The following is a 21,631-nucleotide window of genomic DNA, read 5'->3' as shown; positions in this document are numbered from 1 at the left end:
AATTATCACGAATTAAATCTGCTTGATCTGCTAAATCTGCGTGAAAAAACAGCCACTGATTAAAAGGATTAGAATTATTTTTGTTTGCCACTAATTACACGAATTTCCACAAATTGAAATCTGCTGAATCTGCGTGAGAAAAAAAAGGATAAAGAAAAAAAACAGATTAAAGATAATTTAGCGAACATTGCGTAACTCTTTGCGATCTTTGCGGTTAACCTTTTCTAACAACAATATTATACACTAACTATCTTAAATAATAATTTATGAAAAGTCTAAAATTACTAATCCTAATATTGCTGTTTCAAACGAAACTTTTTAGTCAGGAATCACCAAAAAGAGAAATGCGTGCCGCTTGGATATCAACCGTAGACAATATCGATTGGCCATCAAAACCGGGATTGTCAGACAAGCAGATGAAATCTGAAATGATTACCATTTTGGATAATTTACGATCTAATAATTTGAATACTGTAATTTTTCAAATTCGCCCAACTGCCGACGCGTATTATAAATCGACAAAAGAACCGGCATCGCATTGGATAACAGGAACTCAAGGTGTTGCTGCCGGATTTGATCCGCTGCAAATGATGATTGATGAAGCAGGAAAAAGAGGAATGAATGTTCATGTCTGGCTAAATCCGTATCGTGTACAAAAAGATACAGTTAAAGAAGTGTTGGCTAAAACTCATTTGTATTTTAAGAAACCAGAATTGTTTTTGACCTATGGAAAATCGAGATATTTTAATCCAGGGTATAAAGAAACTAGAGATTTTGTTGCTTCGGTAGTCGGTGAAATAGTTCGAAATTATGACATTCAAGCGATACATATGGACGATTATTTTTATCCATACAAAATCGAGGGACAAGAGTTTCCAGACGAAAAAGCTTTTGCAAAAGAGCCCAGACAATTTAGAGATAAAGACGATTGGAGAAGAGACAATGTCGATTTAATCATCAAGCAAATTCGAGATACCATAATTGCCAATAAACCTGAAGTCGAATTCGGAATTTCACCTTTTGGCGTGTGGCGAAATATTGCAAAAGATTCAGATGGTTCTGATACCAGAGCGGGAGCTACTAATTATGATGATTTGTATGCTGATATCTTGAAATGGCAGAAAGAAAACTGGATCGATTATATTACGCCGCAATTGTATTGGCACATTGGTTTTGACAGAGCTAATTTTGAAGTTTTGGCAAAATGGTGGGCAGCGCACAAATATGGAACTAATGTGTATATAGGTCACGGCGATTATAAAATTTCAAAAACGGCAAAAGAACCAGAATGGAGAAGTCCGGATCAAATTGTAAAACAGATTGAAATGATTCGCATGATGCCTCAAATAGATGGTTCGATGCATTTTACAGCAAACTCATTTCTTAAAAAAGGAGATACATTAAGAAATGCTCTTATCGAAAAACAATACAAATATATTGCTTTAACGCCCGAAGCGAACAGAATTACGAGAATAAAACCGCAAGCGCCGACAAATGCTGTGATTGCTCAAAAAGGAGATAAAGCAACGCTTACATGGAAAGCAGGAATCAAGGACAAGAAATACGTGATTTATAGATTTCCAAAAGGAAAAATAACCGATTTTTCTAATCCAGCGAATATTTACTACGTAACAACAGCCGTAAAATTAGAGGTTCCAAATGCAGCTTTAGAAAATTATGTTTATGCTGTTTCCGCTTTAAGTCAGACGCAAACGGAGAGTGCACCAATCGAATTTATAAAGAAATAAAACAATGAGAAAAAGTGTATTATTGATTGCTGTTTTTCTGATTTCCTTAAATACGATACAAGCACAGAAATTTGAGTCGGCAAAAGTAGAACGAAACGAAGTTTATATCGACTCGATGATGAATCATGCCCTCGAAAAAGGTTTTTTTCCAGGAGCACAGATTATTGTAGGTACAGGAGATTTTAATCTGATATCCAAAAATTACGGTTACCATGATTATACTAAAAAACAATTAGTAAAAACAGCCGATGTTTTCGATTTGGCTTCGATGTCTAAAGTTTTAGGTGCAACGCTTGTTACTATGCGTTTGGTTGGAGAAAACAAGATAAAGCTTACAGACCAAGTAGGTAAAATTGTTCCGCTTTATAAAAACTCTGCAATTGCCGATTTAACGCTTTTTGAGTTGTTAACGCACACTTCTGGATTAACGCCAAGTATTACTTTTTATCAAGCCTTACTTTCTACACCAGATAATTCGCCTTTATTGAGCAGTCAAAAATCCGAGCAATATGTTGAGTCTTTTGATAATATGTATGTAAACAAAAACATTGTTTACGATTCAAAATATCTTGTTTTTGAACCAAAGCAAAATTGGATTCAGATTTATAAAAATATGTGGCTTAATCCAGAATTTTATCCGTCTGTTTATGAAAGGATTGCGAAAGCAAATACAAATCCGAGAGGGAAATATTTGTACAGCGATTTAAACTTGCTTTTGGTGAAGCAAATGATTGAAGCAAAAACAGGTTCGAAATTAGATCAATTGACAAATGAAATTTATACAGAGTTAGGAATTTCAAAAATTGGATATAATCCGCTAAAATGGACTTCGATAGAAAATGTAATGCCAACTGAATTGGATAATTTTTTTAGAAAAGATACTATAAAAGGATATGTTCATGACGAAGCTGCTGCTATTTTTGGCGGTGTTTCTGGAAATGCAGGTTTATTTGCAAATGCAGAATCGATTGCTGTTATCTGCAAAATGCTAATGAACAACGGAAACTATAAAGGAAAACAAATTCTAAAAGCAAAAGTGGTAAAAGAATTTACAGATTCTCCTCTTGCCAAAGAGGGAATTTACCGTGGACTTGGTTTTGATAAACGTAAACCTGATGAGTTTTTTAAAGCGAATGATTTTGGACATACGGGTTTTACAGGAACTTTTTTCTTTATGAGCCCAGATACTAACCGGTTTTTAATTATTCTGACCAATCGCGTAAATCCAACAAGAACAAACAGATTAATGTATAAAGATGACTTTAGTACCAAAATTTGGAGACAAATCAATAAGTAAAAGGTTAGCCATCGATAAAATAGATTAAAATGGATTTTTGTTTGCCACTAATTGCACAAATTTCCACGAATTAAATCTGCTTAATCTGGAAAATCTGTGTGAGAAAATACAGCCACAGATTGAAAGGATTAAAATGATTTTTGTTTGCCGCTAATTGCACTAATTTCCACAAATTAAATCTGCTTAATCTGCGTGCGAAAAATTTAGCCACAGATTAAAGGATTAAAATGATTTTTGTTTGCCGCGAATTACACTAATTTCCACAAATTAAATCTGCTAAATCTGCGTGAAATAAAAATAATTCGCGGAAATTAGTGCAATTAGTGGTTAATAAAGAGACAAATAAAGCAGCAATGAAAAGTAGTTTACAATGGGCAAGGATGTTTTTTGTACCTTTATTTTTAGGATGAAATAGAAGTTTGGTTGCCAAACTTTTCCTGAAAGAATAAAACAAAAGAGTTCAAGTCTAAAAGGAAGAATGATGACAGTAACTACAGAGCAAAATAGCGAAGCGATAAAAAAAGTGTTACCCATTATTTTAGCGACTTCTATTTTTATGCAGATGCTGGATTCAACCATTTTGAATACGTCGCTGCCTTCTATTACTAAAGATCTGCATGAGTCTCCGCTCGATATGCAAAATGCAATTATTAGTTATGTTCTAACATTGGCACTTTTTATGCCGGTAAGCGGTTTTTTATCGGATAAATTTGGCACGAAGAGGGTCTTTATTTTTGCTTTGTTTTTGTTCAGTCTTGGTTCTTTGTTTTGCTCGCTTTCTCAGAATTTGACACATTTAGTTTTAGCTCGAATCGTTCAAGGCGTCGGTGGAAGTTTGATGACACCCGTAGGAAAGTTGGCACTCATTAAAACATTTCCTAAAAAGGAATTACTTAAGGCGATGAACTTTGCTATTATTCCTGCTTTAATCGGACCGGTTTTAGGACCGTTGGTAGGGGGTTATATGGTTGATTATTTGTCTTGGCATTGGATTTTTTTAATCAATATTCCGTTTGGACTTATCGGAATTATTCTGAGTTTGAAGTATATGCCTAATTATAAATCTAAGATAATCGATTTTGATTTAAAAGGCTTTTTCATCTTTGCGGCAGCTTCACTTTTATTGTCTATTTCGTTAGAACTATTTGGTAATACGGTTCGTGTTTCGCCAGTTTTAGTAATATTAATGTCCGGATTTTTAATGCTGTATTGGTATTATCGCCATGCTTCAAAAGACAATAATCCTATTTTTCCTTTAAATTTATTTCAAGTACGAACGTTTCGAGTAGGTATAGTTGGCAATTTGGCAACACGTTTGGGGATTAGTTCAGTTCCGTTATTATTACCAATGATGATTCAGATTGCTTACGGACAATCGGCTGTTGTGTCTGGATGGATTGTGGCGCCAATGGCTCTCACCGCAATGTTTGGAAAATCGGCAGTAATTGGTATTTTGAACAAATTTGGTTATCGAAAAACGTTAATGGTGAATACTTTTATTATTGGTGTTTTAATTTGTTGTATGGCTATTCCATCGATTCATACTTCGATATATTGGTATGTTCCTATTATTGCGGTATTGGGTTTCTTTAACTCAATACAATTTACTTCGATGAATTCTATTTCTATTGCCGATTTAAGGCAATATCATACAAGCAGCGGTAATTCATTAATTTCGGTAAATCAGCAATTGGCGATTGGGTTTGGTATTGCTTTTGGATTGCTGGTTCTTAAAATTTTTCAAGGTGATGTAAAACTTATTCATAACGAAATTCATAATGCTTTTCGATACACTTTTTTAGTTGTAGGTTCTTTAACTATTTTATCTGGATTGGTTTTTAGAAGACTGCATTTTAAAGATGGTGACAATTTGAAACCAGCCGATTAATACTAAATAAAAGCCTGTAAGTTTTTAGTTTACAGGCTTTTTAAAATTTGAAAGCAATTTTGTTTAACTGCCGGATTTAATAAAATTTAGATAATTTTCTTCTGATTCGAAATAAGCGACATTTCCTTCTTCGTTTAACGAAATAATATAAGCGGAAGCTTTATCCACTTTTTTACCAGTATGCGGATCTATGGCTGTTCGAACACTTTCTTCATTTGAAATTCGTTCTACGCACATATTGCAGCAGCCGTAATATATTTTTCCTTCAAACGGAACTTCCATTTGTTTTTTGCCCATATGAATGTTGTTTACCATACAGACTTCTTCATTAGTTACATGAATTCCTTTTGGTGTAGCAAAAGTTTCTTTTACAGGTAGTTCGATGCTTTTTTGTGCAATGGTTTCTTGTTTTTTCTCTTGTTTTTGACATGATGCTATTACCAAAGCTATTGCTCCGATAATAAGATATTTATTTACTCTTTTCATTTTTTTGTTTTTTAATATTTGTTCCTTCTAGTATTTCTTCAGTAGCTTTCATTAAAATTTTATCTTCTTCATTTAGTTCGCCAAAAACTTCAACTTGATCTGCTAAAGCACGCCCTTTGGTTACCGGAATATTTTTGGTCAAACTGTTTTCAATTCGAATTACATAAATGCCTGTATTACTTTCTACCAAGGCTGTTTTGGGTACAAAAAAAGTAGCTTCATTTGCCTGCAGCGGAAGCATTGCTTCTGCAACCATTAGTGGTTTTAGTTCTTTATGAGTTTGTAAAATATCGGCTTCAATTTTCTCAGAACGAAGTTTGAAATCTAAAACTCCTGATTTACGTGAAATTTTCGCCATGTACTTTTTATTAGGAATAGAATTTATCTTAAAATGTATAGAATCTCCCAATTTTAAATACGGTGTATTGGCTTCTGGTATCGAAAGTGAAATACGCAGTTTTTTGTTGTCCTGTATAACCAATAATGGCTTGTCTGAACCTTTACCCATTGGTCCTACATATGAACCTAAATCTACATTTCGTTCCGCAACAATTCCGTTAAACGGCGCTCTGATTATCAAATAATCGTTCATGACTTGTATTTCCTGATAAGCTGATTTTGCGGCTTCGAGTTGTGCTTGATCAGATAATTTTCGAGCTGTTATTTGATCTAAAGCATCTTTTGCAATAGCACCTTTAGTTTCGTTAGCCTTAAACATTCTGTCATAATTCGATTTTGTTGCGATATATATGGCTTCCTGCGCTTTCCATTTTGATTTAGCTGCAGCTAATTGTGCTTGAATTTCGGGTGCTTCCAAAACCATAATAATTTGCCCCGTAGTAACTGTTGAACCAATATCTACTGACATCTTTTTTACATAACTATTGACTTTTGCATAAATAGAAGTTTCTCGATCAGAGATTAATTCGCCTGCAAGTTTTAAGGGAACTAATGGATTACTTTTCTTTATAGAAATAGTTTCAAAACTTTGCATCATCATCATTGGCATTGCTGCCATTTTTTCTTCTTTTTGAGGTGTTGAATTGCATGATGCAAATACAATTCCTATTAAGATATAATATACTATTTTCATGATTTATTTTTCTAATGTTATATAATGAATGCTGTTTTCGTCTTCAGGATCTAGTGAAGAGGATTGTGTAGAGGTTTTGTTCTGTATCCATACAAATACTAATGGTAACAGAAGCAGTACACTAAATGAAGAAGCAATAAGACCTCCAATTACAGCTCTTCCTAAAGGAGCAACTTGATCACCGCCTTCTCCATGTCCAATTGCCATTGGAAGCATCCCTGCAATCATGGCTAATGTTGTCATGATAATAGGACGAATACGTAATGATGCTGCCTGAATGGCCGAACTTAAAGCATCGCCATTTTGTAAACGAAGCGATTCTGCGTTACTAATTAATAATACCGCATTTGCAATTGATACTCCCACAGACATAATGATTCCCATATACGATTGCAGGTTTAATGTTGATCCGGTAAGTTTCATTAAAAGCAATGAACCTAAAAATACAAATGGCACTGTTGTTAAAATAACTAACGATACTTTGAAAGATTGAAAATTGGCAGTCAGCATTAAAAAAATAACGATAACAGCGATTAGTAATCCTGTCGCTAAACTGTTCGTCGTTTCGTCAAGCACAGGAACCATTCCAGATACTTGAATATTTACTCCTTTTGGTAATTCTCCAAGAGATTCTATTGCAGCTTGTACATCTTTTTGAGCACGCCCAAGATCTGCATCATGAATATTTGCTGTTACAGGAGTGTAGGCCATTGTTCCCAAATTATAACTTTCGCCTAACACTTTGGTTGGTGTAATCGTGGCAACATCACCAAGAACGGGACGGTCTGAGTTTTTTCCTAACGGAACGTTCATCAGTTCGTCTTTGGTATTTAAAATGTTTTGCGGCGTTTGCACTTGCACATCATAGGCGATTCCCATCATTCCGCCAACCCACATATTTTTGCTGGTATAACGGGATGAAGCAGTAATTGGAACTAAGGAACGGGCGATGTCTTGAGCATCAATTCCTAATTGAGCAGCTCTTACACGATCAATATTAATATCAAAAGCAGGATAGTTTAGAGACTGCGGAATTTGTTGATCTCGCAAATAGTCAATTTCTTTTAGTTTCGCCAAAAGTTTATTGGCATACATAACGTTCATCTTTTTCATCATTCCCGAAAAACGTACTTCGATAGGCGTATTGGTTCCTTGACTTAGTATTTTCTCGGTAAGTTCTATTGGTTCAAAAGAAAAATGCAATTCAGGCATTTTCTCTTTCATATGTTTACGGATGATTTCTTTTAAAGCATTGGTATTTCCATCATAATCTTTTAAAGCAATTTGCATCAATGCTTCGTGCGGACCTGCATTGTATAAGTAAATAGGACTTACTGCAAATGAAGAAGGATGCTGACCAATAAAAACAGATGAAATACTAATGTGCTCTTTGCCAATAACGGTTTCGAGTTCTTTTAAAACTTGTTTTATTTTTAATTCTGTTTTTTCAATTCGAGTGCCTTCAGGAGCTTTTATACGTACTTGAAACTGACTTGAATTTACGGTTGGCAATACATCTTTTCCAGTAATGTTGTACATTAAGAATACACTAAGCGCTGCAATAATGAAACTTGCAATTAATATTGGTTTTCGCTTTGGCATGATAGATTGTAAGAACTGTACAAAACGATTTTTAAAGCCATCAAATTTGTCTTCTTTGTGCGTATGGTTTTCATTGTTTTTCATTAACCAGTTTGCCAGCACAGGAACAAATGTCTGCGATAGAATAAAGGAGAATATCATTGAAAAACCAATTGCCAATGCTAATGGCATAAACAAGGAACCTGGTATACCGGTCATCATAAATGCTGGCGCAAATACAGCAAGAATACACAATAAAATCAATAGTTTAGGAAATGCAATTTCTTTACAAGCATCTAAGATTGCTTTGGATTTTGTTTTTCCCATTGCTAAATGCTGATGGATATTTTCTATCGTAACCGTACTCTCATCGACCAAAATACCTATGGCTAATGCTAATCCAGATAATGACATAATATTGATACTTTGTCCAAATAATTTTAGGAATAATACTCCTGATATAATTGAAATTGGAATTGTAAGCACTACTATTAAAGCCGCTCTTTTGTCATTTAAAAATAATAATACCATTAATCCCGTTAACACGGCACCCAAAACGCCCTCGGTAATTAAACTTTTTACGGCATTAATAACATAAACAGATTGATCAAATTCATAGGAAATAGTTACATCATCTGGTAAATTGTTCTGAATGGCGGGAATGGCTTTTTTAAGGTTTTTTACTACTTCCCAAGTAGAGGCATTTCCTGATTTTGCAATGTTAATGTATACGGATCTTGTGCCATTAATAAGGGCATAACCAGTTGTAATATCGGCACCGTCTTTTACGGTTGCCACATCACGAATGTAGACGTTATCGACTCCTCCTTTAAAAATTGGAATATTACCAAAATCTGCTACTTCTTTTATCGTATTGTTAGTAGGTGTTAAGTAATTAATGTCGTTCACATAAATATTTCCAGATGGCGATGTGATGTTATTTCTGCTGATCGATTCAACAATCTGCTCGGGAGTTAATTGGTGTGTACGCAGTTTATTAGGATCAATGTTGATCTCTATAGTTCTAGGGCTTCCGCCAAAAGGAGGTGCTGTTGTTAATCCTGGAATTTTAATTAAAAATGGTCGTGCCGTAAAATTGGCAATATCCTGCAGTTCATTATTCGTTTTCGAATTACTTTTAAAAACCAATTGTCCAACTGGCTGTGAAGAGGCATCAAATCGAATAATAAATGGAGGCGGAGCGCCTGGCGGTAAAAATACCTGCGAACGATTAGAAAGTGCATTGATTTCGGCAATTGCCTGTCCCATATCAGTACCTTCATAAAAATTAATTTTCATTAAGGTAAGTCCTTGAGTATTTTTAGTTTCTATACTTTCTATTCCGCTCGTAAACAGCATCATGTTTACATACATTTTTGTAAAATAACCTTCCATTTGTTGTGGAGTATAACCATTAAATGAATGGGCGATGTATACGACAGGAAGATTCATGTCGGGTAAAATATCGACTTTAATTTCTTTAGCAGCTTTAATCCCGAAGAATAAAAGCCCCAGCACTATCACCATAATAGAGATAGGCTTGCGCAAGGCAAAACGTATTAAGTTCATAATTTTCGGGTTTATTGTATTTCGTTGAGTAAAATGTTTAAATCGCCAGCCGCCGCCGCTTTAATCCATAAGGCCTGCCAAATATTGTTTTGAGCAATTTCGTATTCAATTTCGGCTCTATTCAATGTGTAGAAAGATTGTGTTAAGTCTACAATTGTGGTAAGCCCGTTTTGATACAAAGCAGAATGTTGACGATAGGCATCTGCAGCAGCAGTAACTTGTGTTTTACTTTGCTCAAAAGTGGCGTAGGCATTTTTGAGTTTATCTTCAGCCAGTTTTTGCTGCGCTTTTAATTCTTGACTCATATATTCATATTCATTCAGTAAAGACTGTGTTATGAATTTTTGTTCCCGTTTTTTAGAAGACTGACGGTATAGATTGGTTAGGTTCCAGCTTAGATTTATTCCAACAAGATAATTACTGCGGTCTATTCCTACGCCATCAAGATAAGATCGATTAAAAGCGGAATTATCTTGTACATAATTCCAATCAAAACCAGAACCGCGTCCCTGCATTACTCCAAATGCAGAAAGGGTTGGTAAACCTAGAGCTGTTTGCAGTTTCTCTTGATTTTCACTTTTTAAAATCGCACTTTTTTGCCATTCTAATAGGGGATGTTTGCTAAGTTCTACAGTCGATTCTAAAAACGAGACAGGTGTTGTAGTCGTAAAAAGACTGTCGAGTTTATAAGTTTGATAGTCTTCACCCAGCATTACAGCAAGCGATTTAGAATGGTCGAGTTCCATATCGTAAGCTTTTATAACTGCTGCTTTTGTATTGGCAACTTCAGCTTTGGCTAACGAATAATCGACTTCTGGAAGTAAACCGCTTTCAGTACGACTTTGCGTAGTAGTTTCTACAACTAGAGCACGATCAAGATTTTTTTCCTGTACGTATTTAATACGTTGGGCAGCGAGCAGGTTTAGGTAGGCAGCACCTACTTTTACTTGATGCTGAAATTTTACCTGATCGAGATCTTTTTGTGCCTTGTTTTCATCAGCTTTGGCAATTCCTATTTGGTTTTTAATTTTACCAAAAGTGAATAAATTCCAATTAATATTAGCGAGATAAAGAGAACCAAAAGCGGCATTCCAGTTTTGATCGGCTAATGGCATAGACGTTGCAGCACTGCCCAAACCGCCAAAACTGTACATTGGCCCGTTTATGGCATTAATTGTACCATAACTTTGCTGCGCCATTAGGGTAAAGTCTGGTAAATAAGTACTTTTTTGATAAGAGATATTTTCTGTGGCAGCTTTTACAACTGCTTCTTTAGCTTTTATTTTTTCAAAATTCTGAATCGAACGTTCAAGAGCATTAGATAATGTTACCGTTTGTGCAAGCAGATTTTCTGAGACAAAACTGAACACTATCAATGCAAAGCATTGCATTTTCATGATGTGTATTTAAAAATTAGACAATAGAAATCTGACAACATTTCTTTAAAAAATGCTGCAGTTTATTCAATTGCTAAAAATCAAATTCGGTAAACGCAGTAAAAAATATAAAGCGGATTATTCCTGATAGGAATAAATGCAGTAAAAAATGGATGTGCTTTATTTACTTGAGGTAAACGAAGCGCAAGTATTGTTTCATGGATAGAAAGGGGTAAAGGCAGTTCTGAGAATTTAAAAGCTAAATCTTTAGAAACTTTTTGGTGTGCCTTTTCGGTAATTTTATTCAGCTGTGTTTTATGTTTACAGCAGTTTTTGCTTTTTGGTAAATTTTTTGCCGCACATTTTGGACATATTTTTCCTGTATGCGCACCTGAAAAAAGATTTGTTTCCTGCTTAACTCCTTTGCAAAAATGAGTAATAGTGGTAAAGCCTGACGACATTACCAGATAAAAAACTGAAAGAAGTATGAGAAGTGCTTTTTTCATAATCAACTGCAAAGTTGAAGATATTAAGGGATAAACAATTGTATAATTTTGGAAGAATTTTGTAAAATTTATGAACTGTATTTGCTGTTTTTTTTATTCTGTTGTTTCCTGTGTTTCTGGTTTCAAGTTATAACTTGAAACATCTTATTTTCTGTTTAGCTGTTTGATTTTATTAATTTTGAGAATCAGGGTTGTAACAATTATTTTAACTGAATTTAGGATTTGGTTACAGAAATAGAAAATTTAGAAGCAAGCATATTATTTACGTCATAAGATTTATTTTAAAATAATGAAAGAGCCTTATCTAGAATAGTTAGGGCTTTTTTTGTAGAAAAATGATTTGCGAATTGCTGAGGTTTTTGTGTAGAACTTATATGCACCTTAAAATATAAATCAGAGTTATGAATTTAATTAAAAAAGGTTTTATTCTATTGTTTAGTGTCGCCGCAATGCAAACTTTAAAAGCACAACCTGCACCGCCGCCTTATACAATGGGATTTATTCCGGCATCGATTACAGAGGGGGATTTTGCTTTTCCGATATATGATAAATGGCATTTAAGCGGTCAAGCCGATTTTCAATTGGTAACGCAAGGTGCTTATACCAACAAGAATCCGTACGAATATACACAGCGTGTTGTAGTAAGACCATGGATTGTATATTCTGGTTTTGAAAACATGAAATTTTGGCTTGGTTATGCGCACAATCAAAAGTATGAGGTTGAAGAAGCGGGTAACTATGAAACACTAGAGCAAAGGCTTATATTAATGGGCACTTTTTCGCAGAATATGCCAAAAGGAACAATCTTTGAACAAGTGCGATTTGAAACTAAATTTTTTGATGACCGAAACGGAGTTCATCGCGTAATTCCGAGATTAAGAGCAAGATTTGGAGTGAATCACTTCCTGCGTCAAACAAAAGAAAAACCGTTGTTTGTTGCGCCAAATATTGGTTACTACGCAGAGCTGATGCTTAAGTTTGCACCGAAGGATTATGCCAACGAGAATTTTGATATTTTTAGAATGTCAGTTTATTATACAGCAGGGATTTCAAAAAACCTGCATTTTTTAGCTGGTGTTATCGGACAGATGCAGCTGCGCACAAACGGAACTCAATTTGATGTTTATTATGGTCCTGTTGTGTCAATGAAATATAGTATAAGACCTAAAGAAAGAGAAACTTTCGATAGTGTTGATGGAGGGGCAGATTAAAAACTAAGAGTATATATGCCACTTTTTATATAGGCTTACATTAGAATAAAAAAAGGGAACAGTCTATTTGACTATTCCCTTTTTTAAAATTAAATATCTAAAATTATTTTACTCTAAAAGTAACTCTTCTTACAAGTTTTCTAGCTCCATCAGAATCTTTGTTTACTGAAGTGTCTTCACCAGCTCCAATAACATTTAATCTTGAAGGATTGATATTAGCTTTTATCAATGTGTTTTTTACATTGTTTGCTCTTGCAGTTGATAATTTATCATTGTGAGCAGATTTACCAATTTCGTCAGCGTGCCCAATAATGTCAACTGAAGCAGTAGGATTATTTCTCAAATACGTTAAGATAAAATCGATACCTTCTGTAGAAACATTTGTTGGAGTAGATTTTCCAAAATCAAAATAAGTACAAACGTAGTCGCTGTTGATTAAGTTTTTAACCAATTCATTGTTGTTTAAAATTGGCGATTTATCAGTGTTGCTTCCGTAAGTTTTTAATAAATAGCTTTCTAATTCGTCAGGAACATTGTTGTTGTTTAGATCAATAGATTTTCCTTTTGTGTTAACCATTACACCAGAAATTGTGTTTGGCTCTTCGTCTAAATAATCCGGCACACCATCTTTGTCTGTATCCAGCATAGAAGTTTCGATGTCAGTAATTCTTTGTTTCAATTCATCAATTTCAGATCCGTTATCGATTACCCAGTCAGCATGTTTTTCATTTTTACCTAAATAAACCGTTACACCAACAGTTCCGTTAAAAATGATTCCTGAAAAACCTCTAGAATTAGAAGGCGTTGCAGCATCAAAAGTTACGTTTTGAGATGCGTTAAGGATAGTTGTAAAATCTCCAGTCAAAGCAACTCTGTTCGATAATTTAATTTGACCTGTAATACCAGCCATGAAGTTACCCATTCTGTCTTTTACAGCCGAATTTTCGTCTTCTAATTGTGCCAATCCAAAACCAGCATGACCAAGTAAACCAATCGTGTTAGTCCATGTTTCAAAATTCATGATACGACCTAAGTTAGCTACAGCCTGAATGTCTGCTCTGTAGTATTTAGTATCAAAATCTATAGAATTGTTTTTTCCTGTAAAACTGTTGTAACCAAAATCAGCTTTAAGACCAAATTTGTTATTAAACATATATCTAACTCCTAGATCTACTACATAAGGACTTGGTGTAGAAGTGAAATAGTTTGCAGACATAGGTCTTTGTGGTTTATTAAATCCTCCTCCTAATTCAATAGACCATTTATTGAAGTCATTTTTCGTTGTTTTCTCAGTTTTTGTCTGAGCACTTACAGTTGTTATTGCAGAAGCAAACAAGAAAGTAATTATGAATTTTTTCATTTCCATTAATTTTTTAAAATTTTCGGCAAAACTAAAAGACAATGTTGGTTCCAAAAAAATGGGCAGTAAAAATCGATGAGGATTTAAGAGCAAAACAAGCGGGAAGATGAAAATAATTTAAAAAATAAAAGTCAGTTATTCAGTTTGTTAGGGTTAGTGTTTAAAAAATATTTTTTTTTTCATTTTTTTTGCTGCTACGACTTTTTTGGAATAACAGCATTATTGGTTCTCTGTTTTCTATAGAAGATCTATAATTGTTTGTTGGGGCTTAATATTTTTTTATTGATTTTTATGAAAAAGCTATTCATAAAAATGAGTAGTTTTGTAGAACAAATTCTACAATAACTGTGATAATGTTCTACGTAGAGTTTTATTAAATCAAACTACTTTCGCAGTTAGTTTAAAAAGAAAAATTAAATATTTTTAAATAAAACGAATTAAAATGTGTAACTTGTTAAGGACATATTTTTTCAATTAAAAGACTCCCCAAATCTTTTAAATATTTATTGGCGATAATAATTAATGTTGGTTTTACAAGGCTGTACTTTATTTTTTGTGTAAAGCAGTTTTGATTTAACAGATAAGGACTGTCGTCTCAGAATTAAAATTGGTAATCCTGATTTAAGATCTAAAAAATAATAATTATTTAAGTTGTAGTACATCATTCATGATGGTATAGTAGTAACCTAGCATTAAAACAATTTTATGAGTTAATGATTTTTTATAACTCATTAATTTTTTTATCATTTTAAAATCTAAAATTTTGGTTAAAAAGAATTCCTTGAATAATACATTTAGTTTGTTAAAACTAAAATTCAAACATTGAAAAATAATTCACTATACTTTATTGGTATGTATTATTTTGCTGCAGATAATTGCCATTGTTATTTGGAACAAATGAAACTTCAAATGAATCTGAAATGTCAAAAGCATTGAGTTCTATGAATTCTATGAATAAGATTTCGAGTTTCACGAGCAAAATAAATAATTCGTTTTTAAATTCTCAAAAAAACTTTACTAATTACAAGGCTAATAAGAATAAGGCTTCTTTAGAACAGTATACTGCTTCGTTGAATGAAATAAGCCGTTTGCTTGACAGTTTGAGTTTATTGACAAAAAACAATAAAGAGTTTGAAAAAATTCTATTGGAGAAAAAACATTCAGAATCGAACATTCAAACTTTAAAATCTGAGATTGATTCTATTATTAGTTTACAGCATAATCCTGATAAAAATAGTGTTTCGAACGTATTCAAATTAAATAAGTTTGAATACAAGAAAATTTTAGACAGTATTAAAACCGATACTTATACAAAAGTCGACAGTGTTTCTAAAAAAGGATTGTTTTCAAGACTAGGAGCAGCATTGGCTGGAAAAACTGATGTGCAGAAAGAACAGTTAAATGTTACTGTTACGATGAAGTATAAAGATAAAGTAGTAACCGGAAGTATTGAAGATCAGATCGCTAATTTGTTTACTACAACAAACAACTACTACGAAGGGCAGTTTAAAAATTTGAAAAAACATTTTGAGAGTTTAAAAAATCAAGATTCGAAATTAACGGAACTTAATAATAAACTATTGGCTTTAGAGAGCGAAATAATGCCGGTTTATAATAAGTCATTAAGCGCTCTTCAGGAGAGTACTCAAAAACAGCTGCAGAATCAATACGATTCAAATAAAATTGCCAGAAGTTATACACTCGCAGTTTTGATTGTTTTAATGCTTATAATATCGATTACCATTTTCTACTTTACTAGAATGGCATTTCAATATGAAAAACGATTGACAATTGCTCAAGCTCAAATTAAAGAAAGCTTAAACTTCAAAAATAGAATTATGGGAATGATCAGTCATGAAATCAGATCTCCGTTGAGTTTAATTTCTATTTACAGTAAAATGATCAGTTCTTCGATAAAAGATGCCGAAATAAAAGAAACTTTTCAATCTATTCAATTTACAACAAATTCGCTGCTTTTGTTAGCGAACCAAATTTTAGAGTATTCTAAAGATGAGAATCGTTTGCTGAAATTAAACAATAATAATTTTCAGTTAAAAACAGAGATAAATCAGATTGTTTCGTCAATGGGTTCACTAGTTGAAAGCAAAGGAAATAAAATTGCGGTTACATCAAATTTAGCTGATTATGAAGTTTCTTCGGACGCTGTAAAAATTCATCAGCTTTTTTATAACATAATTGGTAATGCCAATAAATTTACAAAAGAAGGCCTCATAGCGATTGCAATAGATGCTGAAAAAGCTGGAGACAAAAAGCTTAACTTTAAAGTAGCCATTCAGGATAATGGAAGCGGAATTTCTGAAAATGATTTGAAGAATATTTTTGAACTGTATTATCAAGGAACAGTTTCAGGAAAAGTAAATGATTTAGGAGTTGGTTTAGGTTTGAATCTTTGTAAAGAAATTGTTGAATTATTTGGCGGGGCAATAAATGTTGAAAGTAAGCAAGGAAATGGGACGAAAGTTAGTTTCAATTTGATTTTAAATTTAGTTTAAAATGCAAATAAAAAAATCGTCGATAGGTGTTTTGCATACCGATGGTTGATAAGTAAAGAACCAAATCTACTAAAAAAATAATTTATTCAAATACAGATGAAATCATCAAATAGCTATAGTTTTTTAATTGCCGATGATCATAGTGTGGTTAGACAAGGAGTTTCTCTAATTATAAAAGAGCTGTTTTTAAATGCAGCAATTTATATGGCAGGGAATTTTAAAGATATATTTAGTAAACTGAATGAAGTTAAGATCGATTTATTGATTTTAGATGTAAACTTTCCAGATGGTAACAGTATAAATGTATTGTCTGAAATAAAAGCAATTCAGCCCGATATTAAAATCTTAATATTTTCTGCCTACGATGAAAATATTTATGCAATGCGATATTTAAATGCCGGAGCATCTGGTTATTTAAATAAAGAAACTTCTGAAGAGGAAATGAAAAATGCCATCAATTCGATGATGCTTTCTGGAAAATATCTTACTCAGAATGTTAAAGACAGGATTTTGGATTCGTATATCACAAAAAAGCCGACAAATCCATTGGATCTTTTGTCGAATAGAGAAATTGAGGTGGCACAATTGCTAATAAAAGGATACGGGAATCTAGAAATTTTAGAATTGTTGAACATAAAAAAAACGACAGTAAGTACTTTTAAAAATAGAATTTTTGAAAAGCTGGAGATTGATAATCTGGCTGATTTAATTCGGTTTTTTCAGTTGTATTATGACGAATAGCTAATATTCAATTATTTAGACATTACAAAGTATTAAGAAAAACAGGGATTTTTAAATCCCTGTTTTTTTTTGCAGAAAAATTTCGATTTAAGAATCGTTTTCCTTGTAGAAATAATTCTACAAGAGGGTGGTCAATATTCTATAAGCTATTGATTTTATTGGGAGTATTTTTGTATTGTCAGGAAGAGACAAGAGAATTGGAGAATAAAAAAAGACAATATTGAAAAGTATTTTTTTTTAATTATTTACACCCAATTTTCTGTTTTTGGGAATGATTTTTTTTGATGCTGGCAGTATTGTTTATGTTTTTTGGAATTTAACATTTAAGTCAATTTTGTTTTTGGAGAACAGCCGTTTGATCAACATTGAGTTGTTCATTTAATTAAAGAAAATTAGAATTGACGATGTAAGAATTTAGGGGAGAGAGAATGTGTGTGTGATATGAATTGAATGAATTTCGTTGTGGTAATTGAATTCAAGAAATCTCTCCTTTCAATTTTTTTATGCTGTGAAGTTTTTTATGATGTTATAGGATGCGGTTTTTAACTTGATTGAATTTTTTTAAGAAAAATTTGATTGTAAAAATGTAATGATGATGATAAAGAAAAGAGCACTTATATATGGCAATCAAAAATGCTTTTCAAAATTTTTGAAATGTAAATTTCAAGATGTTTTGATGCTTGATATCTGTAGAGATTTCAGGAGCCTAAATGACGAATTAGATGTTTATGCAGCAATTGTATTTGTTGTTTACACAGAAGAAGAGTTCCTTGATTTTTTAAGAGTATACGGAAAAGGAATTCCACTGGTTGTTTGTTCTTTTAATAAACGAATATCAAATATATTGATTGATTTGGATGATGTTTTCTTACTTGATACTTCAAATGTACGATCACAAATATTAAATCAGTTAAATCTTCATTTTGAAGAAACCATACTTAATACCCAAATGCCTTACTGTTGACTAAAAAGAAACTATAATCAGGTTTTTATTAGTCATAAACTACTAAATACTAGATCATGGAATTCGACTTTTATAAAGCAAGAAAAAATAAAACAATTAATGAGTTGAAGTCTAAATTGTTTGATGAAATGGAAGATGCGCTTTTTGTTCTGACGATTTCGCCGCAAAATGATTGTGCTTTGCCTTTTGTTACTGATTCTGCATATAGAATGTTCGAAATTTTACCCGATGAATTGTTTACCAATACTATGTTTTCTGTTTATGACAGAGTTCATAAAGACGACAGGAACTCAGTAAGGAAGTCTTTAATTGATTCTTTAAAAAAGGGAAAAAATGGAATTCAATTTTTAGAGTACAATTGCCTATGAAAGGATTGTGCTGGTTTAAGGTTTCATCAAAAAAAGAGACAAACAGTGACGGAACTTTAGTTTTATACGGAAGAATTTCTGATGTTACACAGTTAAAAACATTAGAATCGAAGCTGGAGATTTCTGAAGAGCGTTACAAATTTGCTCTTGAAACTTCAACTTTTGGAGTTTGGAATTGGGATATGAAAGAGAATACTGTTTTTTATTCGCCGCAGTCTATAAGAATACTTGAATTAGAATCGGCAGAAAACATGGATTCTCCAGAACGATGGAATGAAATTATACATCCAGAAGATCTCGAAAAATATTATACGGCTTTACATAATCACTTTGAAAATAAAACGCCTTTTTATGAAAATTTTCATCGTGTATTGACTTTAAATGGAAGTTATAAATGGATTTTAAACAGAGGTAAAGTAATTCAACGTGACGAAAATGGTAAACCGTTGAAAGTAATAGGAACGCATACAGATATTTCATCACAAAAAAGAAAAGAGCTGGAACTGCAGGAAAGAATGGAGCTTTATAGCGAAAAGAATGACAGACTGCTGAACTTTTCGCACATCGCATCTCATAATCTGAATTCGCATGCAGGAAATTTTAAACTGCTTCTGGATATGATTGATTTAGAAGAAAATTTTGCAGAGAAGCGCGAAACAATAAAGTATCTGCGAATGGTTTCAAATGATTTAAATCGAACAATTGAAGATCTATCGCAAATAGTCAACATTCAAAATAATACAGAAATTGCTGTAGAACCCTTGAATTTGAATACTTATTTAAATAGGGTGCTTAACATTGTCAGCGCTTACAGTCATCGAAACAATGCCACAATTATAAACAATATCCCAGAAGATGCTGTGATTAATTTTAATCCCGCTTATCTCGAAAGTGTATTGCAAAATTTATGTACGAACGCCATAAAATATGCGAATCCAGATAAATTTTTGGCAATCGAATTTAACTTTTTCATAGAAAATGAGAAAAAGGTATTGACGATAAAGGATAATGGTTTGGGAATCGATCTTAAAAAATACGGTCATTTATTATTCGGAATGTATAAAACATTTCATAAGCACGAAAAGGCAAATGGAATAGGCTTATACATTACAAAAAACCAGATTGAATCAATGAACGGAAGGGTTACAGTTGAAAGTCAGGTAGGAAAAGGGACAACTTTTAAAATCATTTTTAACGATTAATTAAAAATGATTTACAATTTAAATTTATTAGCAACAAAGAGAAAAGATTAGTTTTTAAAATGGAAAAATTTGTAATTAATAAAAAACAAATGGAGAATTTCAGTTTGATTTTATAGACAATAAAGGAAAGGTTATTTTGAGCAGCGGAGTTTATACAAGAAAATTAATGTGTTTTAAAGGAATTGAATCTGTAAGGCGCAATTCGCAAGATAATGTGAAGTTTTTTAGAAAGACCTCTCGAAACAATGAAACTTACTTTAATCTCAAAGCATTCAACGGAAAAATTATTGGTGTAAGTAAAATGTTTAAAGATAGATTTTCTCGAGATAAAGGAATTGAAGCATTAAAAAAGAAAGCACCAAATGCTTCTATCGAAGATCGATCAAAACAATCTTTCAAATTAATCTGCACTGCATCTTACAATATGGCAGGCTAGAAAGCAATGCTGTAAAGTCAAACAAATATTTATTCTAATGTCTATCCTTCAATTTACGAAGGACTTCACTAAAAAAATACGGTTTTTAAATTCTGCTTTTAACGATTAAACAGCAGTATATGATAATGGACTTTTTTAAGAAATCTAGTTTCTTAAGAGTGTTTGTTTATAACATCGTAATTATTAATTAGTACTTGTTTATTGTGTTTTTTGCCTGTTTTTTCTGTAGAAAAAGTTCTACAAGGTACAGTTAAGGGTTCTACAATTTTTTGATTTTTAGTCTTTTACATTTGCCCTCAGATAGATGTAAGATCAGTTTATTTTTTAGAGGTTCCCCAAATCTTAAAAAACAACCTATTTATGATCAGTGAAATGAGAATTAGCAGTATTCAATTTTTTCATTTGAATTAGTTCTTATTAAGGTTAATCGTTTTTAAAAGATTTTTTATGAAAAATTATTACTTTTTATTCCTTTTAGGATTGAGTTTTTGGAGTCATGCACAAGTAGGTATTGGGACTTCACTTCCTAACTCTTCAACACAGCTTGATGTTGCTGCAACAAACAAAGGTATACTTATACCTAGAGTTTCATTAACCAGCACATTAGACAAAACGACTATTGCAGGAGGTAATGTTAACAGTCTTTTGGTTTTTAATACACAGACAATCAGTGATATTGTACCGGGTTACTACTATTGGTATACAGACAAATGGTACCGTATGGGAAGTGCTGATACGGAGACTATTACAACTTTGGTAGACAATAAAAACGGTACCATTACTTATACAAATGAAAAAGGCCTGCCAGTTACAATAAACTTAGCTTCAGGTCCTCAAGGAGTTCCTGGAACCAATGGTGTTGATGGAAAATCTGCTTATGAAATTTGGAAAGAAATAACTAAAAATAATACAGCAACAATTACAGACTATTTAGCGGCTGTAAAAGGGGATACTGGTGTAGCAGGAACTAACGGAAAAGGAATTACAACTACAGTTGATAATGGAAACGGAACGTTTACAATTACCTATACTGATGGATCAACTTTTACAACGTCTAACTTAATAGGAGCGCAGGGTATTGCAGGAACAAACGGAACAAATGGTATTGATGGAAAGTCAGCTTTTGAAATTTGGAAGGAAACAACCAATAATACAACAGCAACAATTACAGATTATTTAGCAGCCATAAAAGGAGATACAGGAGCGCAAGGTCCACAAGGAATTGCTGGAAAAGGAATCACAACTACAGTTGATAATGGAAACGGAACATTTACTTTTACATATACTGATGG

At 32.8% G+C, this 21,631-nt stretch carries 16 protein-coding genes and 1 pseudogene; 11 read left to right on the top strand and 6 right to left on the bottom strand.

Annotated elements, in window-relative coordinates; translation table 11 throughout:
* The first annotated feature begins 266 nt into the window (after positions 1-266).
* The 3 genes from BOW55_RS02000 to BOW55_RS01990 all read left to right on the top strand — a co-directional run bounded on the left by BOW55_RS02000 (position 267) and on the right by BOW55_RS01990 (position 4,933).
* Positions 267-1,748 carry a glycoside hydrolase family 10 protein gene (locus tag BOW55_RS02000; RefSeq protein ID WP_129022744.1) on the top strand — a complete coding sequence of 494 codons (1,482 nt, stop codon included), beginning with the start codon at positions 267-269 and terminating at the stop codon, positions 1,746-1,748.
* 4 nt (positions 1,749-1,752) lie between these two features.
* A complete protein-coding gene (locus tag BOW55_RS01995) occupies positions 1,753-3,045 on the top strand; it encodes a serine hydrolase (protein WP_129022743.1) in 1,293 nt (430 codons plus the stop codon).
* A 481-nt stretch (positions 3,046-3,526) separates the two neighbouring features.
* Complete coding sequence (locus tag BOW55_RS01990) at positions 3,527-4,933, top strand: MFS transporter (RefSeq protein WP_129022742.1); 1,407 nt, start codon at positions 3,527-3,529, stop codon at positions 4,931-4,933.
* A gap of 63 nt (positions 4,934-4,996) precedes the next feature.
* On the opposite strand, the gene BOW55_RS01985 is transcribed toward BOW55_RS01990, so the two are convergent.
* The 5 genes from BOW55_RS01985 to BOW55_RS01965 all read right to left on the bottom strand — a co-directional run bounded on the left by BOW55_RS01985 (position 4,997) and on the right by BOW55_RS01965 (position 11,544).
* Positions 4,997-5,419 carry a hypothetical protein gene (locus BOW55_RS01985; protein WP_129022741.1) on the bottom strand — a complete coding sequence of 141 codons (423 nt, stop codon included), beginning with the start codon at positions 5,417-5,419 and terminating at the stop codon, positions 4,997-4,999.
* Entirely contained in the window at positions 5,403-6,512 is a 1,110-nt protein-coding gene (locus tag BOW55_RS01980) for an efflux RND transporter periplasmic adaptor subunit (RefSeq protein WP_129022740.1), read from the bottom strand. The genes BOW55_RS01985 and BOW55_RS01980 overlap by 17 nt, the downstream gene beginning before the upstream one ends.
* A gap of 3 nt (positions 6,513-6,515) precedes the next feature.
* Entirely contained in the window at positions 6,516-9,662 is a 3,147-nt protein-coding gene (locus tag BOW55_RS01975; RefSeq protein ID WP_129022739.1) for an efflux RND transporter permease subunit, read from the bottom strand.
* 11 nt (positions 9,663-9,673) lie between these two features.
* Positions 9,674-11,059, bottom strand: a complete 1,386-nt coding sequence (locus tag BOW55_RS01970) for a TolC family protein (protein ID WP_129022738.1) — start codon at positions 11,057-11,059, stop codon at positions 9,674-9,676.
* Positions 11,060-11,139: 80 nt separating this feature from the next.
* Positions 11,140-11,544 (bottom strand): hypothetical protein, encoded by a 405-nt coding sequence (locus BOW55_RS01965; RefSeq protein ID WP_129022737.1) that lies wholly within the window; start codon positions 11,542-11,544, stop codon positions 11,140-11,142.
* 401 nt (positions 11,545-11,945) lie between these two features.
* Between BOW55_RS01965 and BOW55_RS01960 the strand changes: the two genes are divergently transcribed.
* On the top strand, positions 11,946-12,755 hold the full coding sequence (locus BOW55_RS01960; protein ID WP_129022736.1) for a DUF2490 domain-containing protein: 810 nt from the start codon (positions 11,946-11,948) through the stop codon (positions 12,753-12,755).
* Between the two features lie 103 nt (positions 12,756-12,858).
* On the opposite strand, the gene BOW55_RS01955 is transcribed toward BOW55_RS01960, so the two are convergent.
* Positions 12,859-14,115 (bottom strand): OmpA family protein, encoded by a 1,257-nt coding sequence (locus BOW55_RS01955; RefSeq protein WP_129022735.1) that lies wholly within the window; start codon positions 14,113-14,115, stop codon positions 12,859-12,861.
* A gap of 920 nt (positions 14,116-15,035) precedes the next feature.
* On the opposite strand from BOW55_RS01955, the gene BOW55_RS01950 reads away from it, so the two are divergent.
* From BOW55_RS01950 to BOW55_RS01925, 7 genes and pseudogenes are all read left to right on the top strand, one after another.
* Entirely contained in the window at positions 15,036-16,628 is a 1,593-nt protein-coding gene (locus BOW55_RS01950; protein WP_129022734.1) for a HAMP domain-containing sensor histidine kinase, read from the top strand.
* Positions 16,629-16,724: 96 nt separating this feature from the next.
* Positions 16,725-17,369 (top strand): response regulator transcription factor, encoded by a 645-nt coding sequence (locus tag BOW55_RS01945; RefSeq protein ID WP_129022733.1) that lies wholly within the window; start codon positions 16,725-16,727, stop codon positions 17,367-17,369.
* A gap of 595 nt (positions 17,370-17,964) precedes the next feature.
* The gene (locus BOW55_RS01940; RefSeq protein WP_089054781.1) at positions 17,965-18,333 is read left to right on the top strand and encodes a hypothetical protein; all 369 of its coding nucleotides are present in this window, start codon (positions 17,965-17,967) and stop codon (positions 18,331-18,333) included.
* Positions 18,334-18,389: 56 nt separating this feature from the next.
* Positions 18,390-18,701, top strand: coding sequence for a PAS domain-containing protein (locus tag BOW55_RS21195; protein WP_241686446.1), 312 nt, complete (start codon positions 18,390-18,392; stop codon positions 18,699-18,701).
* Positions 18,698-19,903 (top strand): PAS domain-containing protein, encoded by a 1,206-nt coding sequence (locus tag BOW55_RS01935; RefSeq protein WP_241686445.1) that lies wholly within the window; start codon positions 18,698-18,700, stop codon positions 19,901-19,903. Before BOW55_RS21195 ends, BOW55_RS01935 begins: the two co-directional genes overlap by 4 nt.
* Before the next feature lie 136 nt (positions 19,904-20,039).
* Positions 20,040-20,339 carry a YegP family protein gene (locus tag BOW55_RS01930; protein ID WP_241686444.1) on the top strand — a complete coding sequence of 100 codons (300 nt, stop codon included), beginning with the start codon at positions 20,040-20,042 and terminating at the stop codon, positions 20,337-20,339.
* Between the two features lie 447 nt (positions 20,340-20,786).
* A pseudogene (locus tag BOW55_RS01925) lies at positions 20,787-21,631 on the top strand (hypothetical protein); the annotation flags it as partial.

The sequence above is a fragment of the Flavobacterium sp. YO12 genome, from assembly GCF_004119495.1.
Classification (GTDB): Bacteria; Bacteroidota; Bacteroidia; order Flavobacteriales; family Flavobacteriaceae; genus Flavobacterium.
Note: the sequence above shows the minus strand (reverse complement) of the source record. Positions and strands in the feature narration are given on the sequence as shown.

Excerpts from the sequence above, each read along its gene's own strand:
- BOW55_RS21195 (WP_241686446.1), top strand. The coding sequence starts at position 18,390 with ATGGAATTCGACTTTTATAAAGCAAGAAAAAATAAAACAATTAATGAG.
- BOW55_RS01960 (WP_129022736.1), top strand. The coding sequence starts at position 11,946 with ATGAATTTAATTAAAAAAGGTTTTATTCTATTGTTTAGTGTCGCCGCA.
- BOW55_RS01950 (WP_129022734.1), top strand. The coding sequence starts at position 15,036 with ATGTCAAAAGCATTGAGTTCTATGAATTCTATGAATAAGATTTCGAGT.
- BOW55_RS01940 (WP_089054781.1), top strand. The coding sequence starts at position 17,965 with ATGATAAAGAAAAGAGCACTTATATATGGCAATCAAAAATGCTTTTCA.
- BOW55_RS01985 (WP_129022741.1), bottom strand. The coding sequence starts at position 5,419 with ATGAAAAGAGTAAATAAATATCTTATTATCGGAGCAATAGCTTTGGTA.
- BOW55_RS01995 (WP_129022743.1), top strand. The coding sequence starts at position 1,753 with ATGAGAAAAAGTGTATTATTGATTGCTGTTTTTCTGATTTCCTTAAAT.
- BOW55_RS01945 (WP_129022733.1), top strand. The coding sequence starts at position 16,725 with ATGAAATCATCAAATAGCTATAGTTTTTTAATTGCCGATGATCATAGT.
- BOW55_RS01970 (WP_129022738.1), bottom strand. The coding sequence starts at position 11,059 with ATGAAAATGCAATGCTTTGCATTGATAGTGTTCAGTTTTGTCTCAGAA.
- BOW55_RS01965 (WP_129022737.1), bottom strand. The coding sequence starts at position 11,544 with ATGAAAAAAGCACTTCTCATACTTCTTTCAGTTTTTTATCTGGTAATG.
- BOW55_RS01990 (WP_129022742.1), top strand. The coding sequence starts at position 3,527 with ATGACAGTAACTACAGAGCAAAATAGCGAAGCGATAAAAAAAGTGTTA.
- BOW55_RS01935 (WP_241686445.1), top strand. The coding sequence starts at position 18,698 with ATGAAAGGATTGTGCTGGTTTAAGGTTTCATCAAAAAAAGAGACAAAC.
- BOW55_RS01955 (WP_129022735.1), bottom strand. The coding sequence starts at position 14,115 with ATGAAAAAATTCATAATTACTTTCTTGTTTGCTTCTGCAATAACAACT.
- BOW55_RS02000 (WP_129022744.1), top strand. The coding sequence starts at position 267 with ATGAAAAGTCTAAAATTACTAATCCTAATATTGCTGTTTCAAACGAAA.
- BOW55_RS01980 (WP_129022740.1), bottom strand. The coding sequence starts at position 6,512 with ATGAAAATAGTATATTATATCTTAATAGGAATTGTATTTGCATCATGC.
- BOW55_RS01975 (WP_129022739.1), bottom strand. The coding sequence starts at position 9,662 with ATGAACTTAATACGTTTTGCCTTGCGCAAGCCTATCTCTATTATGGTG.